Below are 20,319 nucleotides of genomic sequence, written 5' to 3'. Positions count from 1 at the left end.
CACATGAAGCACCCGCTCTGGGACTAACACTACGAAGGATTTGTTACCAACGGTAGTGAGCGAACGCCTTGTTGGCTTCTGCCATACGGTGAACGTCTTCACGTTTCTTAACTGCAGTACCTTTGTTTTCTGCAGCATCAGACAGTTCATTCGCCAGGCGCAGAGCCATGGATTTATCACCGCGTTTACGAGCAGCTTCTACGATCCAACGCATTGCCAGGGCATTACGACGAACCGGACGAACTTCAACTGGAACCTGATAAGTAGAACCACCAACGCGGCGGGACTTAACTTCGACGGTCGGACGGACGTTGTCCAGAGCGACTTCGAATGCTTCCAGCTCGTTTTTACCAGAACGCTGAGCCAGGGTTTCCAGCGCGGTATAAACGATAGATTCTGCGGTAGATTTCTTACCATCTACCATCAGGATATTTACAAATTTGGCCAGCAGTTCTGATCCGAACTTAGGATCCGGCAGAATTTTACGCTGACCAATGACGCGACGACGTGGCATGGGAATACTCCGTTGTTAATTCAGGATTGTCCAAAACTCAAAGAGTTTATTTTGACATTTATTTAAAACGTTTGGCCTTACTTAACGGAGAACCATTAAGCCTTAGGACGCTTCACGCCATACTTGGAGCGAGATTGCTTACGGTCTTTAACGCCGGAGCAGTCAAGCGCACCACGAACGGTGTGGTAACGAACACCTGGCAAGTCTTTTACACGACCACCACGGATCAGGATCACGGAGTGTTCCTGCAGGTTGTGACCTTCACCGCCGATGTAGGAGGTGACTTCAAAACCGTTAGTCAAACGCACACGGCAAACTTTACGCAGTGCGGAGTTTGGTTTCTTAGGAGTGGTGGTATATACACGGGTACATACACCACGTTTCTGCGGGCAAGCTTCCAGCGCAGGCACGTTGCTTTTTGCAACTTTGCGCGCGCGTGGTTTGCGAACCAGCTGGTTAACTGTTGCCATTAAATAGCTCCTGGTTTTAGCTTTTGCTTCGTAAACACGTAATAAAACGGCCTCATATAATATGAGGACGCAGAATTTTAGGGCTGAGCCGAAAAGGTGTCAAGAAATATACAACAATCTGCCATCACCAGGCGAACTGCTGGTCGTGTTTTACCGCTAATCTGACGAAATCAGTATAGCTGACACACTCAACTTTGGATGAAATTTGAGCAATCAGGCCACGGGCCTCGATATCTTCCTGCAGAGCGCTTACAGAGATGGGGGCGCTAAGCAGTAATTCAAGCGCCCTGCTGTTACCGAGCGCGGCAATCACGCCGTCCTCAATCAGCAACAGGTCATCTCCGGGCTGCATAAAGCGCAATATTTCAGCTAGATCGCACTGAAACGGCGAGTGACGTAGGGTATGGAGCATGGGCGCCTCAGAAAGTTAATACCACATCGAACTGGTTCAGCTTTTCGCGCAAAACATCGGACGCCAGCGGTTCAGCTTCGATAACCCACGGCGACTCGGTCGATAAGCCGCGCTCGCACAGAGAGTCTGCGCACAGAAAGCATTGCTCGATATCGTAAAGCGGCAGAACACGGAAAGTAGCAATGTAATCCCGCCCCAGCACCTTCGCAGGCTGCTGGCCCGGCAACAGTTGCAAAACGCCATCGCCGATAAAGAACACGCCGATATCCTCAGAAAGCGCGGAGGTAGCTAGCAGCGCATCTAAACCTTCACGACCGGCCGTACTGCCGTGCGGCGCCGTGCGAAAAACAAATGCGACACGCTTCATCAGAATTGCACCATTCTTTCGCAGGTGAGCGCGGCTTCCGCCAGCGCGCCGAGGCCGCTCAGCGTAAATCCCGGCTGAAGATTATTACCGCTTAGCCCCAGCGACTTCGCCTGCTCTTCATCCGTCACTCCGCGGCGCAGCGCCGCCGCAACACAGATATGCAGCGCTACGCCATGCTGCTGGTTCAGCGCCTGCCACTCGCGCACCAGGTCAACTTCATCGCTGGCCGGAGAAGTTAGCTGGTTCGCGTTATAAATACCTTCGCGATAGAAAAAAATACTCTCCAGCGTATGCCCTTCCGCCAACAGCGCACGGGCAAACAGCAGCGCGCTGCTCGCCTGCTGCGTACCGTAAGCGGGGCCGGTAACCATTAACGCAAACCGCATTACTTGTCCTGGCCGAGGAAATCGCCATTTTTGAACTGGCGAATGTAGAGATAAACCGTGTGCTTGGAGATGTTCAGGCGATCTGCCACCTGGTTAATCGCATCTTTAATATCGAAGATGCCCTTCTCGTACAGATTCAAAACTATCTGGCGATTTTTCGCGTTATTTGACACGTTGCGATCGGCGTTCACCTCTTCGATTGTGAACTCAAGGGTTTGCATCACAAGGTCTTCAACGGAAGAAGCGAAGTTAACCGAAGACGGCACTTCCTGATCCTGAGTCTCAGGCGGAATGAAGGTCGACATAATCTGGGAGAACGGAACATCGAGGTTCATGTTGATACACAGCAGGCCAATCACGCGCTGGTCACGGTTGCGGATAGCAATCGTCACCGACTTCATCAGCACTCCGCTTTTGGCGCGGGTAAAGTAACATCTGGACACGCTGCTGTCGGCGCCGGTCATATCGTGCAGCATACGCAGCGCCAGGTCGGTAATCGGCGAGCCGATTTTTCGCCCGGTATGCTCACCGTTGGCAATACGAATTGCCGAGCATTTCAGATCCTGCAGAGAATGCAGAACGATTTCGCAATGTGAACCAATCAGCATCGCTAACCCGTCCACCACCGCTTCATAGGATTTTAAGATTTCGAAGTCGGTTTGCTCAAAAGGACGCTGGTCCAGTAAATCGAGTTCACTGGTTTCGTTGGTTAAAAGCGAATTGGACATGTAAAAATACCACCCTCTAATGAGAGCCTGTCGCGCTTTATTGGTGTCAGGGCAGACTCATACTCGGTTGAAACGCTGCCCGCTAAGGTAATACAACGTCAGACGTGCTTTCCAGTCTTTATTCTAGCCTGGATGGGTCAGATGGCCGAAGTGGGAGCCTGAAAACAAAACCGCCGCCCGGAGGGCGGCGGTGGAGACGGTCAGCAAATTATTTGCTTTTTGCCGCGTCGCCGGCTTTGGCGGCCGCTGCTGCATCAGGCTTAGCGTCAGCTTTTGGTGCCTGTTTGATGTCCAGCAGTTCAACTTCGAACACCAGCGTAGAGTTAGCCGGAATGCCCGGAACGCCGGTTTTACCGTAAGCCAGCTCCGGTGGGATAACCAGCTCGATTTTGCCACCTTTCTTGATGTTTTTCAGGCCTTCGGTCCAGCCAGGGATAACACCGTCAAGACGGAAGGAAAGCGGCTCGCCGCGGGTATAGGAGTTGTCGAACTCTTTACCGTCGATAAGCGTACCTTTGTAATTTACTACCACGGTATCGGTATCTTTCGGCGCATCGCCGGTGCCTTCTTTCTCTACTTTGTACAGCAGGCCGGTAGAAGAGGTTTTCACGCCTTTCTGTTTAGCGAAAGTGTCGCGGTAGGCTTTGCCTTTGTCCGCATTTTCTTTAGCGTCTTTTTCCATCTTCTCCTGAGCGGAGGCTTTTACGCGGGTTTCAAACGCCTGCAGGGTTTTCTCAATTTCCTGGTCAGAGAGTTTGCTCTTGTCGGCAAACGCGTCCTGCACGCCTGCGATCAGCTGAGCTTTATCCAGGGTGATGCCCAGTTTTTCCTGCTCTTTAAGGGAGTTTTCCATGTAACGGCCAAGCGATGCGCCCAGTGCGTAGGCTGCTTTCTGGTCATCGTTCTTAAAGGCGGCTTTGCTGTCGGCCTGAGCGGCGGCAGGAGCGGCATCCTTTGCGGCAGCCGGAGCAGCAAACGCAGGAGCATTAAGGACAACGGCCATCGTGGTCGCCAGAAGCGTTACTTTAAATAATGATTTCATCCATTTCTCCAGGGCCGGGGCCTCTCACCCCAGGGTTTCAAATAAACTAAGTGACGTACTATAACGTCGTGAAAGAAATCTACACAATCTCTCAGTACGTTATCGAGTCAAATTCAGATTCTTTTTGTTTAAAGAAGTTTCCTTCCACGTGCATCTGCGCTGTAAAGCTGAGTCATTTTCAGTAAAATCGCCGCATCTTGTCCATCGAGCAGGCAGAAAGAGGAATCGCCATGCACACTAAATCCACCGAACAGCGGCTGGAAGAGCTCGAAAGTCGTCTCGCGTTTCAGGAGATAACGATTGAAGAGTTGAACCAGACCGTCACGGCGCACGAACTTGAGATGGCCAAACTACGCGAGCATTTCCGTCTGCTGGTTGAAAAGCTAAAGGCCAGCCAGCCGTCAATGGTTGCTTCTGAGGCGGAAGAGACGCCGCCGCCGCATTACTGAATTGCGGGCATAAAAAAAGCGGTGATTGGTATCACCGCTTTTTTCTTTTGCTGCAATTAGTGGCAGCCGCACCCGCCGTTACCGCAACCACCTTTACCGTGCTCATGGTCGTGATCGTGGCCGTGACCGCCGCAGCAGCCGTCGTGATCGTGGTCATGGTGATGGTCGTGTTCGCCGTGAACGTGGCCGTGAGCCAGCTCTTCTTCGGTCGCTTCGCGGATCGCCACAACTTCAACGTTGAATTTCAGGTTCTGACCAGCCAGCATGTGGTTACCGTCAACCACTACGTGCTCGTCTTCCACTTCGGTAATTTCTACCGGCACCGGGCCCTGATCGGTTTCCGCCATGAAGCGCATACCAACTTGCAGTTCGTCAACGCCCATGAAGACGTCTTTCGGTACGCGCTGCACCAGGTTTTCGTCATACTGGCCGTAAGCGTCGTTTGCGCCCACTTCAACGTCAAATTTATCGCCAACTTCGTGACCGTCCAGCGCTGTTTCCAGGCCAGAAATCAGGGAGCCGTGGCCGTGCAGGTAGTCCAGCGGCGCGCTCACCGGAGACTCATCGACCAACACACCGTCTTCTGTACGTACCTGATAAGCCAGGCTGACCACCAGGTCTTTTGCTACTTTCATGATATCTCCTGAACGAGCGTGGGGAAAAAACTGGCGCAGATTGTAACGGAAATCTGCGCCGCTGTACCCTCTAGCTTAAAAAAAGCTGCCTCATCCCGCTAGTCAGGATGAAAAATCCCTATCACTTGTTCCTGTTCGCGAACGTGCTCGCGAACCTGCTTATCCGCCTCGCGCATCTGGTGGCCGCACTTAACACATTCAACGATATCAACATTGTTCTCGCGCCACAGGGCGAGAGAATCCTTAGCCTGGCACTTGGGACAAACCGCTCCGGCAATAAAACGTTTACGCACTGACATTGGCTTCACCTGATGTTCTGAAAAAGAGGGAAAAAGCGTGGTTTTTCCCTCTTTTTGGTTATCTGGCGAAAATCAATAAATTGATTTTCCTGGTTTATTTCTTGCTTCCGCCGATCAAATCTCTATCGTAGGTATTTCTTCAACGGGCTGGCTTACTATTCAAATTCATCCCAGCCGTCCAGCTGGCGCCGTTCTTGCTGCATTTCTCGCTCAAAAATCTCCTCCAGTTCGCGGCGGGCTTCACGCACCCTGGAAATCTGCGCAGTGTCGGTATGGATGGGCATCAGCTCGCGCAGCATGCGCATATCCAGACGGCGGAAGTGCAGCTGAGCGCGGTGCGCCTGATGCGGATGCATACCCAGAGTTAACAGCGCCTTACGCCCGAGTTCAAGGGCGCTGGAGAAGGTTTCACGCGAGAACAGTTTAACCCCGGCCTGGAGCAATTCGTGCGCCTCAACGCGCCCGCGAGCGCGGGCCAGAATGGCCAGATGTGGAAAGTGCTGTTGACAGAGATGCACAATCCGCATCGTATCTTCCGGCTCATTACAGGTAATGACGATGGATTTTGCCGCCTCTGCGCCAGCCGAACGCAGCAGTTCCAGCTCGGTCGCGTCGCCGTAATAGACTTTATAGCCGTATTTGCGCATCAGGCTTACCGCACTTATGTCGCGTTCCAGCACCGTAATGCGCATTTTATTGGCCATCAGCAAACGGCCAATAACCTGCCCGAAACGCCCAAAACCAACGATAATGACCTGCGGCTGATCGTCTTCCACATAAGGGGCTTCATCCGTCTCTTCGCCGCTATTAAAGCGCCGAGCCAGAATGGCATCCACGCCTTTCATCAACAGCGGCGTAGTCATCATCGACAGCGTAACAGTCACCAGCAGGAGCGGCATTTGCTCGCCCTGAAAAAGCTTCTGCGAGGCCGCGGCGGAAAACAGCACGAAGGCAAACTCCCCGCCCTGGCTCAGTACGCCAGCAAACTGGAGCCGCTCAGAGCTACGTAGGCCGTAGACGCGTGACAGGCCGTACAAAATGGAAGCCTTCACCGCCACCAGCCCAAGCACGCTAACCGCTATCCACAGCAAATGGGTAAACAACACACCAAGATTCAGGGCCATGCCCACCGAGATAAAGAACAGCCCCAGCAGCAACCCTTTAAAGGGATCGATAGCGATTTCCAGCTCGTGGCGATACTCGCTTTCCGCCAGTAGTACGCCAGCCAGAAACGTCCCCAGAGCCATTGAGAAACCGAGCGCGTCCATAAATAGCGCCGAGCCAAGCACCAATAACAGCGACGCGGCGGTAAACACTTCGCGCACGCCGGAGCTGGCGATAAAGCGAAACACCGGGCGCAGCAGGTAACGTCCGCCCAGCAACATGCCGATAAACGCCAGCGCCTTGAGCCCGACTTTAATCCAGTCGGTATGATTATCGCCATTTCCCGCCAGCAAAGGCACCAACGCCAGCGCCGGAATAACCGCGAGATCCTGGAATAACAACACCGAAAAACCCAGCTGCCCGGACTCATTGCGGTTCATGCCCTTGTCGCGCATCAGCTGCAGCGCCATTGCCGTAGAGGACATAGCGAGACCAATCCCGCCGATGACCGCCGCCTGCCAGGAGAAATCTGTCAGCATCAGCAGGCCGCCCAGCACCACGGCGCTTAAAATAACCTGTGCCGCGCCGACGCCGAATATCGAACGCCTGAGCTGCCACAGCTTAGAGGGATTCAGTTCAAGGCCGATGATAAACATCAGAAACACAACGCCAAGCTCGGAGAAGTGCAGGATTTCATCGACGTCGCTGATAAAACCCAGGCCCCATGGGCCAATCGCTATCCCGGCCAGCAAATAGCCCAGCACCGCGCCAATGCCGAGGCGGGCCGCAATCGGCACCGCCACCACCGCCGCAAACAGAAACAGCACGCCGGCTAACAATAAATCAGAACCTTCCATTAGCGGCCTCCCATCGGCAGCGGATTCGCCAGCCATTCGCCATAGGCTTTTGCATGGTTTTCCAGCTCCTGCTTAGACTGGCGGCGAGCCCAGTAAACGACGATAGGCGTCATCCAGTGCATTTTGCACATCGCGGCAGTCAGCTCAAAAGGGCGCAAAATTTCAGTCAGCGGAAAGCGGTTATAGCCATCGTAGCGGTAGGCACCTTCCGGCTCACCGGTCGTTATCACGCTGCGCCAGTACTTTCCCGCCAGCGCATTGCCCCCCACTCCGCTGGCAAAATCGCGGCTCAGAACGCGATCCATCCACTCTTTCAGTAACGCAGGGCAACTATAGGTGTAGAGAGGGTGTTGAAAAACAATGACATCGTGCTCCAGCAGCAATGACTGTTCGTGATAAATGTCGATAAAAAAATCAGGATAGTGCGCGTAAAGATCGTGCACGGTAACATTTGCAAGCTGCAGAGCCGGTTTGAGCAAAACCCGGTTGGCAACCGAGTCCTGGGATTCCGGATGGGTATATAGCAGCAAAACTTTCGGCGGCTGCGACATCATTACCCTCCAGGGCGTCGTCATAGTCATTATTTTGGGCTACCATGCAGCCCGACCTGTTGCCGAGGCGACATGTTAACGAATTACAATGACAATTTAACATACTCTGAACATACGGCGCTTTATGATTGTTTTCTCCTCGTTACAAATTCGTCGCGGCACCCGCGTTCTGCTGGATAACGCCACCGCCACCATCAACCCAGGGCAGAAAGTCGGCCTGGTGGGTAAAAACGGCTGCGGAAAATCCACGCTGCTGGCGTTATTAAAAAACGAGATAAGCGCCGACGGCGGCAGCGCAAGCTTCCCCGGCAACTGGCAGCTCGCCTGGGTTAACCAGGAAACGCCCGCTCTTGCCATGCCCGCCATTGAGTATGTCATCGACGGCGACCGTGAATTCCGCAAGCTGGAAGCCGAGCTGGCGCAGGCCAACGAGCGCAACGACGGCCACGCCATCGCGCTGGTTCACGGCAAGCTGGATGCGGTAGATGCGTGGACTATTCGCTCCCGCGCCTCCAGCCTGCTGCACGGTCTGGGCTTCAGCAATGAGCAGCTGGAGCGCCCGGTCAGCGACTTTTCGGGCGGCTGGCGCATGCGCCTTAACCTGGCCCAGGCGCTGATTTGCCGCTCTGACCTGCTGCTGCTCGATGAGCCAACCAACCACCTCGACCTAGACGCGGTAATCTGGCTCGAGCGCTGGCTGAAGAGCTACCAGGGCACGCTGATCCTTATCTCCCACGACCGCGATTTCCTTGACCCGGTGGTGGACAAAATTATCCATATCGAACAGCAAAGCATGTTCGAATACACCGGCAACTACTCTTCGTTCGAGATCCAGCGCGCCACGCGCCTGTCTCAGCAGCAGTCGATGTATGAAAGCCAGCAGTTGAAGGTTGCGCACCTGCAAAGCTTTATCGACCGCTTTAAAGCTAAAGCGTCCAAGGCCAAGCAGGCTCAAAGCCGCGTGAAAATGCTGGAACGCATGGAGCTGATTGCTCCTGCGCACGTCGATAACCCGTTCCAGTTTAGCTTCCGCGCCCCGGAGAACCTGCCGAACCCGCTGTTGAGAATGGAAAAAGTGAGCGCCGGTTACGGCGAGCGCATTATTCTCAACTCGATAAAGCTCAACCTGGTGCCCGGCTCTCGCATCGGCCTGCTGGGTCGTAACGGCGCGGGTAAATCTACGCTTATCAAGCTGCTGGCCGGTGAGCTTGAGCCATTGCAGGGTGAAATTGGCCTGGCGAAGGGCATCAAACTTGGCTACTTCGCCCAGCACCAGCTTGAGTATCTACGGGCCGACGAGTCACCGCTTCAGCATCTTGCTCGCCTGGCTCCTCGCGAGCTGGAGCAGCAGCTGCGCGACTACCTTGGCGGCTTTGGCTTCCAGGGCGACAAAGTTACCGAGGTGACGGCACGTTTTTCCGGCGGTGAAAAAGCGCGTCTGGTACTGGCTCTGGTTGTCTGGCAGCGCCCTAACCTGCTGCTGCTTGATGAACCGACTAACCACCTCGACCTCGATATGCGTCAGGCGCTGACCGAAGCGCTGATCGACTTCGAAGGCGCGCTGGTTGTGGTTTCGCACGACCGCCACCTGCTGCGCTCCACCACCGATGACCTCTATCTGGTTCACGATGGTAAAGTTGAGGCCTTCGACGGCGACCTGGAAGATTATCAGCAATGGCTGAGCGACCTGCAAAAACAGGAAAATCAGCCTGCGGATACTGCAAAAGACAACGCCAACAGCGCTCAGGCGCGTAAAGATCAGAAGCGCCGCGAGGCAGAACTTCGCACTCAGACCCAGCCGCTGCGCAAGCAAATTACCCAGCTAGAAAAACAGATGGAAAAGCTCAACGCCCAGCTTGCTGAGGTAGAAGAGAAACTGGCGGACAGCGCGATTTACGAGCAAAGCCGCAAAGCTGAAATGAACGAATGCTTGCAGACGCAGGCAAAAGTGAAATCGGCGCTGGAAGAGTGCGAGATGGAATGGCTGGATGCTCAGGAACAGCTCGAGCAGATGCTACAGGGCGAGTAACAGTTAAGATTAACCCTCTCCCGGCGGGAGAGGGTTAGCAGCATCAACGCCAGATAAGCAGCACGCAGGCGGCGGTTAATACGCCCATGCTGACGTTGAAAATAGCCCAGGAGCGACGGCTGCGCAGGAACAGGCCTATCAAGCTGCCAAAGGCAATCCAGATAACGCCTGCGACGATGTTCACCAGCGCAATGCCGACGCTTATCATCGCCACCGAATGCAGATAAGTAGCACCGGCAAGGCTAAAACTGGCGACCGCACCGAGCGCCATTAACCAGGCTTTGGGGTTGATAACCTGCAACAGCCCGCCCTGCCAGAACGGCACAGGCGCAGGCGGCGCGGCACCGGTTTCCAGGCGCTCATATTTTGCGGTGCCGATTTTCCAGGCCAGCCACAAAAGATAAACGCTCCCTGCAATCTTCAGGATAAGGTGCAAAGCCGGGTACAGCAGGATCAAACTGCCGACGCCAAAGGCAACCAGCACTAAAATGCACTGCATGCCCAGCATAATGCCTATCATCAGCGGCAGACTGCGGAAGAAACCGTAATTCGCCCCGGACGCGGTAAGTAACGTATTATTAGGGCCAGGTGTAATAGCGGCGACCCAGAGAAAGCCCAGCATCGAAAGAAAAAGCGTTGAGTCCATTAAGTGGGCGCTCCACACCCGATAGAATAATTAGCGAACTAAACGAAACTAACAGTGTGATATGGCCAGTACAAGCCCTTTAGAATTGAATATTCATCATGATGAAGGTGACGATTTCCGCCCTATGCGCGGGCTGAGTAACCCGCATCTGCAAACCATGATCCCACGTTTGATTCGCAGACGGATCAATTTCAAACCCCACTGGCAGCGTCTGGACATGCCGGACGGGGATTTTGTCGATCTCGCGTGGAGCGAAGACCCGCAGGCAGCCGCACACAAGCCGCGCCTGGTGGTGTTTCACGGACTGGAGGGAAGCCTGCACAGTCCTTATGCCCACGGCATGATTGAGGCCGCTAAAAAACGCGGCTGGTTAGGCGTAGTGATGCATTTTCGCGGCTGTAGCGGCGTACCTAACCGCAAAGAACGCATCTATCATTCCGGCGAAACCGAAGACGGCAGCTACTTCCTGGACTGGCTGAATCAGCGCTATGGCGAAGTACCGACCGCGGCGGTAGGTTTCTCGCTCGGCGGCAATATGCTTGCCTGCCTGATGGCTAAACAGGGCGCGGCCTGCACGCTCAAAGCGGGCGTAGTGGTTTCCGCCCCGCTGATGCTCGAGCAGTGCTGCTACCACATGGAGCAAGGCTTCTCGCGGTTCTATCAGCACTATCTGTTGAACCTGCTGAAGAAGAACGCGGCGCGCAAGCTGAAAAGCTACCCTGGCTCACTGCCTATTGACCTGCGTAAGCTAAAAAGCCTGCGCCGGATACGCGAATTTGATGATTTAATTACCTCAAAGATCCACGGTTTTGCCGACGCGCTGGACTATTACCGCCAGTGTAGCGCCATGCCGCTTCTGCCGGACATCGCCAGCCCGACCCTCATTATTCACGCGAAGGACGATCCCTTTATGGATCATCACGTCATCCCCGACCGCGAGTCGCTACCGGCAAACATCCAATACCAGCTCACCACCTACGGCGGCCACGTTGGCTTTGTCGGCGGCACGCTGCTGCGCCCGCAAATGTGGCTGGAACAGCGTATTCCCGACTGGCTAACCCGCTACCTGGACAACTGAAATGATTCTTCCCTGGCAAGAGCTGGACCCGGAAACTCTCGATAATCTGATCGAATCTTTTGTATTACGCGAAGGCACGGATTATGGTGAGCAGGAGCGATCGCTGACGCAAAAAGTCGCCGACGTGAAGCGTCAATTGCAGAGCGGCGAAGCCGTGCTGGTCTGGTCTGAACTCCATGAAACGGTCAATATTATGCCGCGCGGCCAGCTTCGGGGCTAACTGCGACTCTCTGGGGTAATCTATACTTTCCAAAAAGTATAACTATCAGATGCAGGCTCCCTTTCTGATTACCCATGGAGTTGTAGCCCTATGTCAGCCAAACACCCGGTTATTGCGGTAACAGGTTCCAGCGGTGCCGGAACCACCACCACCAGCCTCGCCTTTCGTAAGATATTCCAGCAGCTCGGCCTGCGCGCTGCGGAACTGGAAGGCGACAGCTTTCATCGCTATACCCGCCCTGAAATGGATATGGCGATCCGCAAAGCCCGTGATTCAGGCCGCCATATCAGCTACTTCGGGCCAGAAGCCAACGACTTTGGGCTGCTGGAGCAAACCTTTATCGAATACGGCCAGAGCGGCAAAGGCCAATCCCGTAAATACCTGCATACCTACGACGAAGCCGTGCCGTGGAATCAGGTGCCGGGAACGTTTACCCCGTGGCAGCCGCTGCCGGAGCCAACCGATGTGCTGTTTTATGAAGGGCTACACGGCGGGGTTGTTACGCCGCAACACAGCGTGGCCGATTGCGTAGATTTGCTGGTTGGCGTGGTGCCTATCGTCAACCTGGAGTGGATCCAAAAGCTGGTGCGGGACACCGGCGAACGCGGGCATTCACGCGAGGCGGTGATGGACTCGGTTGTGCGCTCGATGGAAGACTACATCAACTTCATTACGCCGCAATTCTCCCGCACACACATTAACTTCCAGCGCGTGCCCACGGTGGATACCTCAAATCCCTTTGCCGCCCGCGCGATCCCTTCTCTCGATGAAAGCTTCGTGGTCATCCACTTCCGCGGGCTCGACGATATCGACTTCCCGTATTTACTGGCAATGTTGCAGGGATCGTTTATTTCCCACATCAACACGCTGGTGGTGCCGGGAGGGAAAATGGGGCTGGCGATGGAGTTGATTATGGCGCCGCTGGTAGAGAAATTGGCGCAGGGCAGGAAGATAGCTTAATCCGACATGGGCGGTGCCGACACCGCCCATCCCGAATATTACCCTTCGATCACTTCATAGCTGTGGCTTATCTCTGCCGCTTTCTCCAGCATCAGCGTGACCGAGCAGTATTTCTCTGCCGTCAGCTCGACGGCACGAGCGACCGCGCTGTCTTTCAGGTCTTTGCCGGTAACCACAAAGTGCAGGTTGATATGCGTGAACAGGCGCGGCGCTTCTTCACGGCGCTCGGACGTCAGCTTCACTTCGCAGTCGGTCACCGCGTGGCGGCCTTTTTGCAAAATAGAAACCACGTCAATCGAGCTACAGCCCCCGGCGGCCATCAGCAGCATTTCCATCGGGCTTGGTGCTTTATCTCCGGAGTTACCGTCCATCAAAACCTGGTGGCCGGAAGCGGATTCACCGAGGAAGGTCATGCCTTCCACCCATTTAACTCGTGCCTGCATTTGCGTACTCCCAGTTGAGAAAAATTTCTTTCAGATTACGCGCCTGGGCCAAAACTGGCAACGTAAGGCGATCCAGGTCATGCTGAAACGAGACAATACAAGACACTTACCAAAAGCTATGCTAAAACAATCCGGATGCTGCTGCGGGACAGAGACGTTGATGCACGTAAGCAGAGGAAACGACTAATTACAGGCCGCAGGATTGACCTGCTCGCCAGCTCCCAGGGCTTGGGAAAATTTCACGATTGCAACGCCAGACAAGAGGTTCCGAGTCTTGTCTTTGGTAGCCAGTTTACAACAGAGGATAACCGCGCATGGTGCTTGGCAAACCGCAAACAGACCCGACTCTCGAATGGTTCTTGTCTCATTGCCACATTCATAAGTATCCGTCGAAGAGCACGCTGATTCACCAGGGTGAAAAGGCGGAGACGCTGTACTACATCGTCAAGGGCTCCGTAGCTGTTCTGATTAAAGATGAAGAAGGCAAGGAGATGATCCTTTCTTATCTGAATCAGGGTGATTTCATTGGTGAATTAGGGCTGTTCGAAGAAGGTCAGGAGCGTAGCGCCTGGGTTCGAGCCAAATCGGCCTGCGAAGTAGCTGAAATTTCTTATAAAAAATTCCGTCAGCTGATTCAGGTTAACCCGGATATCCTGATGCGTCTCTCATCCCAGATGGCTCGCCGTCTGCAGGTAACTTCCGAGAAAGTCGGCAACCTCGCCTTCCTCGACGTAACCGGCCGTATCGCACAGACGCTGCTCAACCTGGCTAAACAGCCGGACGCGATGACCCACCCGGACGGTATGCAGATCAAAATCACCCGTCAGGAAATTGGCCAGATCGTGGGCTGCTCCCGCGAAACCGTTGGCCGTATTCTGAAAATGCTGGAAGATCAAAACCTCATCTCCGCACACGGGAAAACGATTGTCGTCTACGGCACTCGTTAATCAGTGCAAAAAAAGGCGTGTCGCTTCGGTAACACGCCTTTTTTGTCTCTACAATTCAGGCTATGTGGAAAAGATTAATTTACCATCCCGAGGTTAACTACGCCCTGCGGCAAACGCTGGTGCTGTGCCTTCCCGTCGCCGTCGGTCTGGTACTCGGCAGCCTGCAAAACGGCCTGCTGTTCTCATTAGTTCCCGCCTGCTGCAACATCGCCGGGCTGGACACACCCCACAAACGCTTCTTTAAACGCCTGATTATCGGCGGTAGTCTGTTTGCCGTCAGCAGCCTGATAATGCAGCTTCTGCTGCTCTACACCAGCGTACCGCTGCCGGCGATACTCATCGTCATGGCCCTGCTGCTGGGCGTAACGGCGGAGATAAGTTCGCTGCACGCCCGCCTGCTGCCCGCCTCGCTGATTGCCGCCATTTTCACGCTTAGCATGGCCGGGAATATGCCCATCTGGAAGCCGATGTTGCTGTATATCTCCGGCACCATCTGGTACGGCGCATTCAACTGGTTCTGGTTCAGGATGTGGCGCGAGCAGCCGCTGCGGGAGTCGCTGAGCCTGCTCTACCGGCAGTTGGCGGATTACTGCGAGGCGAAATACAGCATGCTGACCCAGCACACCGATCCGGAAAAGGCGCTGCCGCCTTTGCTGGTTCGCCAGCAAAAAGCCGTGGATCTGATAACCACCTGTTACCAGCAGCTCCACATGCTGTCGGCCAATCAGCAGAACGGCTATAAGCGGCTGCTGCGTGCCTTTCAGGTCGCGCTCGATTTACAGGAGCATATTTCGGTTAGCCTGCATCAGCCGGAAGAGGTTCAAAAGCTGGTGGAGCAAAGCCACGCCGAGGCCGTTATCCGCTGGAATGCACAAACTATTGCCGCCCGCCTGCGGGTACTGGCGGATGACATCCTTTATCACCGCTATCCCACGCGCTTCACCATGGAAAAACAGATAGACGCCCTGGAAAAGATTGCGCGCCAGAACCCTGATAACCCGGTCGGGCAGTTTTGCCACTATCACTTCAGCCGCATTGCCCGGGTGCTGAAAACCCAGCGCCCGCTCTACGTCCGGGATTTGATGGAGGACAGGGAGCGCCGCCTGCCGTTCTTCCCGGCGCTCAGGAATTACCTCTCGTTCAAATCCTCCGCGCTGCGCAGCTCCGCCCGCCTCGGCGTAATGCTGACTATCGCCAGCCTGCTCGGCTCGTTTTTACATCTGCCAAAGCCCTACTGGATCCTGATGACGGTCATGTTCGTCACCCAAAACGGCTACGGCGCAACGCGGGTACGCATCGTCCACAGGGCGGCAGGCACCATGGCGGGCCTGTGTATCGCCGGGATAACCCTGCACTTCCACGTCCCGGACAGCTACACGCTGCTGGCAATGCTGGCGATTACCCTGGTAAGTTACCTGTTTATCCGCAAAAGCTACGGCTGGGCGACCATCGGCTTCACCGTCACGGCGGTATACACCCTCCAGCTGATTACGCTGAGCGCCGAGAGCTACATCATTCCAAGGCTGATAGACACCCTGCTCGGCTGCCTGATAGCCTTCGGCGGCATGGTCTGGCTCTGGCCGCAGTGGCAAACCGGCCTGCTGCGCCAGAACGCCCACGACGCGCTGGAAACCGACCAGGACGCAATTCGCCTGATCCTGAGTAATGACCCGGAGCCCACCCCGCTTGCCTGGCAGCGAATGCGGGTAAATCAGGCACACAACGCGCTGTTTAACTCGCTCAACCAGGCGATGCAGGAGCCGGGGTTCAATTCTCATTATCTGGCGGATATGAAGCTTTGGGTGACGCACAGCCAGTTTATCGTCGAGCATATCAACGCCATGACCACCCTGGCGCGCGAGCACAACATGCTGACGCCGGATCTGGCGCAGAAATATCTGCAATCCTGTGAAATAGCGCTTCAGCGCTGCCAGCAAAGGCTGGAATATGACGGGCCGGGGAGTTCGAACGATGCCAATATTCTGGACACGGACACGCTGCCCACGGGACCGTTAAGCACCATGGAGCAGCATTTACAGCGGATTCTGGGCCACCTTAACACCATGCATACCATTTCGTCGGTTGCCTGGCGTCAGCGGCCTCATCACGGGATTTGGCTGAGTCGCCGCCTGCGGCGCTCGGGTTAAACTTAGCCTGCCACAACCCGGGCAACGGCTTTGGCAAAGCGCTGCATGCCTTCTTCGATATCCGCCTCTTCAACAATCAGCGACGGTGCGAATCGCATGACGTCAGGCCCGGCATTCAGCACCATCACGCCTTCGGCAGCGGCCGCATACAGGAACTCACGCGCGCGGCCTTTGTATTGCTCTTTCAGCTCTGCGCCAATCAGCAGTCCCATGCCGCGAATATCGCTAAACAGATCGAACTGGTCGTTAATCTTCTGCAACTGTTCAACGAACAGTTGGCGCTTCACCGCCACGCCTTGCAGAACTTCTGGCGTATTGATGATGTCGAATGCCGCCCCGGCCACCGCACAGGCCAGCGGATTGCCGCCGTAGGTTGAACCGTGGCTGCCAACGTGGAACGCCGAGGCAATATCGTTGGTCGTGAGCATCGCGCTCACCGGGAATCCGCCGCCGAGCGCCTTGGCGCTGGTAAGAATATCCGGCGTCACGCCGTAGTTGATGTAGGCAAACAGCTCCCCGGTGCGGCCCATGCCGGACTGCACCTCGTCAAACACCAGCAGCGCCTGGTGCTCATCGCACAGCTCGCGCAGCCCCTTCAGAAACTCAGGCGTGGCCGCCGTTACGCCGCCTTCGCCCTGGATAGGCTCAACCACTATCGCGCAGGTATGATCGTCGATGACGGCTTTCACCGCAGCGAGATCGTTATAAGGGACGTGGATAATATCGGCCGGTTTCGGGCCAAAACCATCGGAATACTTCGCCTGACCGCCAACCGACACGGTAAACAACGAGCGGCCATGGAAGGCGTTATAGAAGGCGATGATTTTGCTTTTGTACGGGCTATGGCGGGTGGAGGCGTAGTAACGCGCCAGCTTGAACGCCGTTTCGTTGGCTTCCGTCCCGGAGTTCATAAACACCACGCGCTCGGCGAAAGTGGCGTCAATCAGCTTACGGGCGAGCTTCAGAGCGGGTTCATTGGTAAATACGTTGCTGGTGTGCCACAGCGTTTCGCCCTGGGTTTTCAGGGCATCCACCAACGCCGGGTGGCAGTGGCCTAATGCGATAACGGCGATGCCGCCGGCAAAATCAACGTACTCTTTGCCCGTGCTGTCCCACACGCGGCTGCCCTTCCCTTTCACGGGAATAAACTCTGCTGGTGCATAAATCGGCAGAATCACTTCATCGAAGGTAGCCCGCGTTACCGCTGATTGTTCAGTTGCCATTTATTCCCCACCCGTTTTTATGTGTCAATCATGAATGAAAATATAATCACGAAATATGCATAAAAAACCAAACCCAGGCAAGCAGGAATTTACCCGTTGAGGAAATTCGCCAGCAGCGCATGCCCCTGTTCGCTGAGAATACTTTCCGGGTGGAACTGCACGCCCTCCAGCGCCAGAGAGCGATGACGGACCCCCATTATTTCCTGCTTATCCGTCCACGCTGTAATCTCAAAGCAGTCGGGCAGGGTTTCGGGGGCAATCAGCAGCGAGTGGTAGCGGGTCACGGTCAGGGGATTGTTCAGCCCGCGAAATACGCCGCTGCCGCTATGAGTAATCGCCGAGGTTTTACCGTGCATCACCTGTTCTGCGCGAACGATAGTCGCCCCAAAGGCCTGAGCAATAGCCTGATGACCCAGGCAAACCCCCAGGATGGGCAGCTTCCCGGCGAAATGGTTGATCGCCGCCAGCGAAATACCGGCTTCATTTGGCGTGCAGGGGCCGGGGGAGATGACCAGCTTTTCCGGGGCCAGTTGCTCGATGTCCGCCAGGCTTATTTCGTCGTTACGCTTAACCACCACTTCCGCACCCAGCTCGCAAAAATACTGGTACAGGTTCCAGGTGAAGGAATCATAGTTGTCGATAAGCAGTAACATGGCGGCTCCGGTGCAAAAAAATAACCGCGCTATTCTAGACGCTTTCCGGCACGAAGCTCACAAAAATCTCGGATGCTAAAACGAAGGGCGGCGCGGGTTGAAAGCCCGCGCCGGATTCTTATGGCAGAACTTTCGCGGACAGAATGACGATAGGTTTGGACGGAACATTCTGGTACGGGCCAACATCGTGAGTCGGCGCCTGGGAAATCTTATCGGCAACGTCCATGCCCTTCACGATTTTACCGAATACGGCATAACCAAAGTCACGCTGGCCGTGGTCGAGGAAGGCATTATCGGCAACGTTGAGGAAGAACTGGCTGGTCGCGCTGTCTTTGTCTGCGGTACGCGCCATAGAAATAGTGCCGCGGGTGTTGCGCAGGCCGTTGTCCGCTTCATTTTTGATAGGCGGGTTAGGCTGCTTCTGATTCATATCTTCGGTGAAACCGCCGCCCTGAACCATAAAGCCCGGGATAACGCGGTGGAAGATGGTGTTGTTATAAAAACCGCTGTTGACGTAGTCAACGAAGTTTTTCACCGAAACAGGTGCTTTTTGGCTATTTAACTCAAGCTCAATATTGCCAGCCGAGGTGGTCAACAGAACGTGCGGGTCGCCTTTTGCAGCCAGCGCGGCAGGGGAAAGCGCGGAGAGGGCGAATACAGCTGCAACGGCCGCCAGTGTTGATTTGAGCATGAACAATTCCTTACGAAGGCAGTGAGTGAAGCAAGTGGCTTGATTGTAAAGAGGCGCCGCTATCGACGCCAGCCATTTACGGTTTTTTACTTTTACGCAAATCAACAAGTTGCAGCGCTCCGGGGCTGAAACAGATTGAAATATGTGACGCACTTCATGAATCGATCAGTTTATTTCTGTAATAAATTCATAATTCATTTAAATAGATCACGCAAATGACTAAAATCTGCCCGTCCGCCGCGCTGTCAATGCGCTTTACACTTCCTTGCACAGGCTCGTTATGACTAACAGCAACCGAACCAAGCTTTTATGGATTAGCTTCTTCTCCTACGCCCTGACCGGTGCGTTGGTAATTGTCACCGGCATGGTGATGGGGAATATCGCAGAGTACTTCAATCTGCCAGTATCCAGCATGAGTAACACCTTCACCTTTTTGAACGCCGGGATCCTTATCTCCATCTTCCTGAACGCCTGGCTGATGGAAATCGTTCCGCTGAAAACCCAGCTGCGCTTCGGCTTCCTGCTGATGGTGCTGGCGGTTGCGGGCCTGATCTTTGGTCATAACCTCGCTATCTTCTCGGCCTCTATGTTCGTTCTGGGCCTGGTAAGCGGGATTACCATGTCCATCGGTACGTTCCTGATAACCCACATGTATGAAGGACGCCAGCGCGGTTCACGCCTGCTGTTTACCGACTCCTTCTTCAGCATGGCCGGGATGATCTTCCCGATGGTTGCCGCTATCCTGCTGGCCCGCAGCATCAACTGGTACTGGGTCTACGTCTGCATCGGCCTGGTGTACGTTGCCATCTTCCTGCTGACCCTGGGCTGCGAATTCCCGGCGCTCGGCAAACATGCAAAACAGGAAAACACCCAGGTTACCAAAGAGAAGTGGGGCATCGGCGTGCTGTTCCTGTCCATCGCCGCACTCTGCTACATCCTGGGCCAGCTGGGCTTTATCTCCTGGGTACCGGAATACGCCAAAGGCCTGGGCATGAGCATCAACGACGCCGGTAAACTGGTAAGCGACTTCTGGATGTCTTACATGTTCGGCATGTGGGCCTTCAGCTTCATCCTGCGCTTCTTCGACTTGCAGCGCATCCTGACGGTTCTGGCGGGTGCGGCTACCGTGCTGATGTACCTGTTCAACCACGGTGACCCGGCTCATCTGGCCTGGTTTATTCTGGCGCTTGGCTTCTTCTCCAGCGCGATTTATACCACCATCATTACCCTGGGCTCACAGCAGACCAAAGTTTCTTCGCCGAAGCTGGTTAACTTTGTGCTGACCTGCGGCACCGTGGGCACCATGCTGACCTTTATCGTCACCGGCCCAATCGTTGCCCACAGCGGCCCTCTGGCCGCTCTGCATACCGCTAACGGTCTGTACGCTGTTGTCTTCGTCATGTGTCTGGTGCTTGGTTTCGTGACCAAACACCGTCGCCATGGCGCTGAGGCTGCCGCGCACTAATCA

General features: G+C 55.0%; 24 protein-coding genes. 8 read left to right on the top strand and 16 right to left on the bottom strand.

What is annotated here, in order from left to right:
• Window positions 1–43: 43 nt before the first annotated feature.
• The 7 genes from rpsG to fkpA all read right to left on the bottom strand — a co-directional run bounded on the left by rpsG (window position 44) and on the right by fkpA (window position 3,919).
• Window positions 44–514 carry a 30S ribosomal protein S7 gene (gene rpsG / locus ACG1VR_RS01525; protein WP_008457106.1) on the bottom strand — a complete coding sequence of 157 codons (471 nt, stop codon included), beginning with the start codon at window positions 512–514 and terminating at the stop codon, window positions 44–46.
• Between the two features lie 95 nt (window positions 515–609).
• On the bottom strand, window positions 610–984 hold the full coding sequence (gene rpsL, locus ACG1VR_RS01520) for a 30S ribosomal protein S12 (RefSeq protein WP_003023654.1): 375 nt from the start codon (window positions 982–984) through the stop codon (window positions 610–612).
• Between the two features lie 124 nt (window positions 985–1,108).
• The gene (gene tusB / locus ACG1VR_RS01515) at window positions 1,109–1,396 is read right to left on the bottom strand and encodes a sulfurtransferase complex subunit TusB (protein ID WP_016538473.1); all 288 of its coding nucleotides are present in this window, start codon (window positions 1,394–1,396) and stop codon (window positions 1,109–1,111) included.
• Between the two features lie 7 nt (window positions 1,397–1,403).
• On the bottom strand, window positions 1,404–1,763 hold the full coding sequence (gene tusC / locus ACG1VR_RS01510) for a sulfurtransferase complex subunit TusC (protein ID WP_016538474.1): 360 nt from the start codon (window positions 1,761–1,763) through the stop codon (window positions 1,404–1,406).
• Entirely contained in the window at window positions 1,763–2,149 is a 387-nt protein-coding gene (gene tusD, locus ACG1VR_RS01505) for a sulfurtransferase complex subunit TusD (RefSeq protein WP_216375930.1), read from the bottom strand. The genes tusC and tusD overlap by 1 nt, the downstream gene beginning before the upstream one ends.
• A complete protein-coding gene (locus tag ACG1VR_RS01500; RefSeq protein WP_016538476.1) occupies window positions 2,149–2,877 on the bottom strand; it encodes a transcriptional regulator in 729 nt (242 codons plus the stop codon). Before ACG1VR_RS01500 ends, tusD begins: the two co-directional genes overlap by 1 nt.
• A gap of 208 nt (window positions 2,878–3,085) precedes the next feature.
• On the bottom strand, window positions 3,086–3,919 hold the full coding sequence (fkpA, locus tag ACG1VR_RS01495; RefSeq protein WP_172568876.1) for an FKBP-type peptidyl-prolyl cis-trans isomerase: 834 nt from the start codon (window positions 3,917–3,919) through the stop codon (window positions 3,086–3,088).
• A 230-nt stretch (window positions 3,920–4,149) separates the two neighbouring features.
• Here fkpA and ACG1VR_RS01490 point away from each other — a divergent pair, with 230 nt between their 5' ends.
• Window positions 4,150–4,368 carry a protein SlyX gene (locus tag ACG1VR_RS01490; RefSeq protein WP_039898891.1) on the top strand — a complete coding sequence of 73 codons (219 nt, stop codon included), beginning with the start codon at window positions 4,150–4,152 and terminating at the stop codon, window positions 4,366–4,368.
• 56 nt (window positions 4,369–4,424) lie between these two features.
• Here the strand turns inward: ACG1VR_RS01490 and slyD are convergent, their stop codons facing one another.
• From slyD to kefG, 4 genes are all read right to left on the bottom strand, one after another.
• Entirely contained in the window at window positions 4,425–5,003 is a 579-nt protein-coding gene (gene slyD / locus ACG1VR_RS01485; protein ID WP_227318498.1) for a peptidylprolyl isomerase, read from the bottom strand.
• A gap of 98 nt (window positions 5,004–5,101) precedes the next feature.
• On the bottom strand, window positions 5,102–5,302 hold the full coding sequence (locus tag ACG1VR_RS01480) for a YheV family putative zinc ribbon protein (RefSeq protein WP_016538480.1): 201 nt from the start codon (window positions 5,300–5,302) through the stop codon (window positions 5,102–5,104).
• A gap of 155 nt (window positions 5,303–5,457) precedes the next feature.
• Complete coding sequence (kefB, locus tag ACG1VR_RS01475; RefSeq protein WP_172568875.1) at window positions 5,458–7,263, bottom strand: glutathione-regulated potassium-efflux system protein KefB; 1,806 nt, start codon at window positions 7,261–7,263, stop codon at window positions 5,458–5,460.
• Complete coding sequence (kefG, locus tag ACG1VR_RS01470) at window positions 7,263–7,814, bottom strand: glutathione-regulated potassium-efflux system ancillary protein KefG (protein ID WP_172570351.1); 552 nt, start codon at window positions 7,812–7,814, stop codon at window positions 7,263–7,265. The genes kefB and kefG overlap by 1 nt, the downstream gene beginning before the upstream one ends.
• A 124-nt stretch (window positions 7,815–7,938) precedes the next feature.
• Here kefG and ACG1VR_RS01465 point away from each other — a divergent pair, with 124 nt between their 5' ends.
• A complete protein-coding gene (locus ACG1VR_RS01465; protein ID WP_016538484.1) occupies window positions 7,939–9,843 on the top strand; it encodes an ABC transporter ATP-binding protein in 1,905 nt (634 codons plus the stop codon).
• A 43-nt stretch (window positions 9,844–9,886) separates the two neighbouring features.
• On the opposite strand, the gene ACG1VR_RS01460 is transcribed toward ACG1VR_RS01465, so the two are convergent.
• A complete protein-coding gene (locus ACG1VR_RS01460; RefSeq protein ID WP_395490033.1) occupies window positions 9,887–10,489 on the bottom strand; it encodes a LysE family translocator in 603 nt (200 codons plus the stop codon).
• Between the two features lie 61 nt (window positions 10,490–10,550).
• Here ACG1VR_RS01460 and ACG1VR_RS01455 point away from each other — a divergent pair, with 61 nt between their 5' ends.
• From ACG1VR_RS01455 to ACG1VR_RS01445, 3 genes are all read left to right on the top strand, one after another.
• Window positions 10,551–11,567, top strand: a complete 1,017-nt coding sequence (locus ACG1VR_RS01455) for a hydrolase (protein ID WP_016538486.1) — start codon at window positions 10,551–10,553, stop codon at window positions 11,565–11,567.
• Window position 11,568: 1 nt separating this feature from the next.
• Window positions 11,569–11,787 (top strand): YheU family protein, encoded by a 219-nt coding sequence (locus tag ACG1VR_RS01450; RefSeq protein WP_016538487.1) that lies wholly within the window; start codon window positions 11,569–11,571, stop codon window positions 11,785–11,787.
• Between the two features lie 90 nt (window positions 11,788–11,877).
• Window positions 11,878–12,747: a phosphoribulokinase gene (locus tag ACG1VR_RS01445; protein ID WP_016538488.1), complete on the top strand. Its 870-nt coding sequence runs from the start codon at window positions 11,878–11,880 to the stop codon at window positions 12,745–12,747.
• Window positions 12,748–12,785: 38 nt separating this feature from the next.
• Here the strand turns inward: ACG1VR_RS01445 and ACG1VR_RS01440 are convergent, their stop codons facing one another.
• On the bottom strand, window positions 12,786–13,190 hold the full coding sequence (locus tag ACG1VR_RS01440; protein WP_216375936.1) for an OsmC family protein: 405 nt from the start codon (window positions 13,188–13,190) through the stop codon (window positions 12,786–12,788).
• A 314-nt stretch (window positions 13,191–13,504) separates the two neighbouring features.
• Between ACG1VR_RS01440 and crp the strand changes: the two genes are divergently transcribed.
• Window positions 13,505–14,137 carry a cAMP-activated global transcriptional regulator CRP gene (gene crp, locus ACG1VR_RS01435; RefSeq protein ID WP_003852956.1) on the top strand — a complete coding sequence of 211 codons (633 nt, stop codon included), beginning with the start codon at window positions 13,505–13,507 and terminating at the stop codon, window positions 14,135–14,137.
• Between the two features lie 62 nt (window positions 14,138–14,199).
• Window positions 14,200–16,284: a YccS/YhfK family putative transporter gene (locus tag ACG1VR_RS01430; protein WP_395490030.1), complete on the top strand. Its 2,085-nt coding sequence runs from the start codon at window positions 14,200–14,202 to the stop codon at window positions 16,282–16,284.
• 2 nt (window positions 16,285–16,286) lie between these two features.
• On the opposite strand, the gene ACG1VR_RS01425 is transcribed toward ACG1VR_RS01430, so the two are convergent.
• From ACG1VR_RS01425 to ppiA, 3 genes are all read right to left on the bottom strand, one after another.
• Entirely contained in the window at window positions 16,287–17,507 is a 1,221-nt protein-coding gene (locus ACG1VR_RS01425) for an aspartate aminotransferase family protein (protein WP_395490029.1), read from the bottom strand.
• A gap of 89 nt (window positions 17,508–17,596) precedes the next feature.
• On the bottom strand, window positions 17,597–18,160 hold the full coding sequence (locus ACG1VR_RS01420; RefSeq protein ID WP_395490027.1) for an aminodeoxychorismate synthase component II: 564 nt from the start codon (window positions 18,158–18,160) through the stop codon (window positions 17,597–17,599).
• A gap of 118 nt (window positions 18,161–18,278) precedes the next feature.
• On the bottom strand, window positions 18,279–18,851 hold the full coding sequence (gene ppiA, locus ACG1VR_RS01415) for a peptidylprolyl isomerase A (protein WP_016538494.1): 573 nt from the start codon (window positions 18,849–18,851) through the stop codon (window positions 18,279–18,281).
• A 280-nt stretch (window positions 18,852–19,131) separates the two neighbouring features.
• Here ppiA and tsgA point away from each other — a divergent pair, with 280 nt between their 5' ends.
• Window positions 19,132–20,316, top strand: a complete 1,185-nt coding sequence (tsgA, locus tag ACG1VR_RS01410) for an MFS transporter TsgA (RefSeq protein WP_016538495.1) — start codon at window positions 19,132–19,134, stop codon at window positions 20,314–20,316.
• Window positions 20,317–20,319: the final 3 nt, after the last annotated feature.

The organism is Cedecea davisae, assembly GCF_044095835.1.
In the GTDB taxonomy this organism is placed as follows: Bacteria; Pseudomonadota; Gammaproteobacteria; order Enterobacterales; family Enterobacteriaceae; genus Cedecea; species Cedecea davisae.
The sequence above is the reverse complement of the archived record's forward strand: the minus strand, read 5'-3'. Positions and strand labels throughout refer to the sequence as shown.

Excerpts from the sequence above, each read along its gene's own strand:
- rpsG (WP_008457106.1), bottom strand. The coding sequence starts at position 514 with ATGCCACGTCGTCGCGTCATTGGTCAGCGTAAAATTCTGCCGGATCCT.
- rpsL (WP_003023654.1), bottom strand. The coding sequence starts at position 984 with ATGGCAACAGTTAACCAGCTGGTTCGCAAACCACGCGCGCGCAAAGTT.
- tusB (WP_016538473.1), bottom strand. The coding sequence starts at position 1,396 with ATGCTCCATACCCTACGTCACTCGCCGTTTCAGTGCGATCTAGCTGAA.
- tusC (WP_016538474.1), bottom strand. The coding sequence starts at position 1,763 with ATGAAGCGTGTCGCATTTGTTTTTCGCACGGCGCCGCACGGCAGTACG.
- tusD (WP_216375930.1), bottom strand. The coding sequence starts at position 2,149 with ATGCGGTTTGCGTTAATGGTTACCGGCCCCGCTTACGGTACGCAGCAG.
- ACG1VR_RS01500 (WP_016538476.1), bottom strand. The coding sequence starts at position 2,877 with ATGTCCAATTCGCTTTTAACCAACGAAACCAGTGAACTCGATTTACTG.
- fkpA (WP_172568876.1), bottom strand. The coding sequence starts at position 3,919 with ATGAAATCATTATTTAAAGTAACGCTTCTGGCGACCACGATGGCCGTT.
- ACG1VR_RS01490 (WP_039898891.1), top strand. The coding sequence starts at position 4,150 with ATGCACACTAAATCCACCGAACAGCGGCTGGAAGAGCTCGAAAGTCGT.
- slyD (WP_227318498.1), bottom strand. The coding sequence starts at position 5,003 with ATGAAAGTAGCAAAAGACCTGGTGGTCAGCCTGGCTTATCAGGTACGT.
- ACG1VR_RS01480 (WP_016538480.1), bottom strand. The coding sequence starts at position 5,302 with ATGTCAGTGCGTAAACGTTTTATTGCCGGAGCGGTTTGTCCCAAGTGC.
- kefB (WP_172568875.1), bottom strand. The coding sequence starts at position 7,263 with ATGGAAGGTTCTGATTTATTGTTAGCCGGCGTGCTGTTTCTGTTTGCG.
- kefG (WP_172570351.1), bottom strand. The coding sequence starts at position 7,814 with ATGTCGCAGCCGCCGAAAGTTTTGCTGCTATATACCCATCCGGAATCC.
- ACG1VR_RS01465 (WP_016538484.1), top strand. The coding sequence starts at position 7,939 with ATGATTGTTTTCTCCTCGTTACAAATTCGTCGCGGCACCCGCGTTCTG.
- ACG1VR_RS01460 (WP_395490033.1), bottom strand. The coding sequence starts at position 10,489 with ATGGACTCAACGCTTTTTCTTTCGATGCTGGGCTTTCTCTGGGTCGCC.
- ACG1VR_RS01455 (WP_016538486.1), top strand. The coding sequence starts at position 10,551 with ATGGCCAGTACAAGCCCTTTAGAATTGAATATTCATCATGATGAAGGT.
- ACG1VR_RS01450 (WP_016538487.1), top strand. The coding sequence starts at position 11,569 with ATGATTCTTCCCTGGCAAGAGCTGGACCCGGAAACTCTCGATAATCTG.
- ACG1VR_RS01445 (WP_016538488.1), top strand. The coding sequence starts at position 11,878 with ATGTCAGCCAAACACCCGGTTATTGCGGTAACAGGTTCCAGCGGTGCC.
- ACG1VR_RS01440 (WP_216375936.1), bottom strand. The coding sequence starts at position 13,190 with ATGCAGGCACGAGTTAAATGGGTGGAAGGCATGACCTTCCTCGGTGAA.
- crp (WP_003852956.1), top strand. The coding sequence starts at position 13,505 with ATGGTGCTTGGCAAACCGCAAACAGACCCGACTCTCGAATGGTTCTTG.
- ACG1VR_RS01430 (WP_395490030.1), top strand. The coding sequence starts at position 14,200 with ATGTGGAAAAGATTAATTTACCATCCCGAGGTTAACTACGCCCTGCGG.
- ACG1VR_RS01425 (WP_395490029.1), bottom strand. The coding sequence starts at position 17,507 with ATGGCAACTGAACAATCAGCGGTAACGCGGGCTACCTTCGATGAAGTG.
- ACG1VR_RS01420 (WP_395490027.1), bottom strand. The coding sequence starts at position 18,160 with ATGTTACTGCTTATCGACAACTATGATTCCTTCACCTGGAACCTGTAC.
- ppiA (WP_016538494.1), bottom strand. The coding sequence starts at position 18,851 with ATGCTCAAATCAACACTGGCGGCCGTTGCAGCTGTATTCGCCCTCTCC.
- tsgA (WP_016538495.1), top strand. The coding sequence starts at position 19,132 with ATGACTAACAGCAACCGAACCAAGCTTTTATGGATTAGCTTCTTCTCC.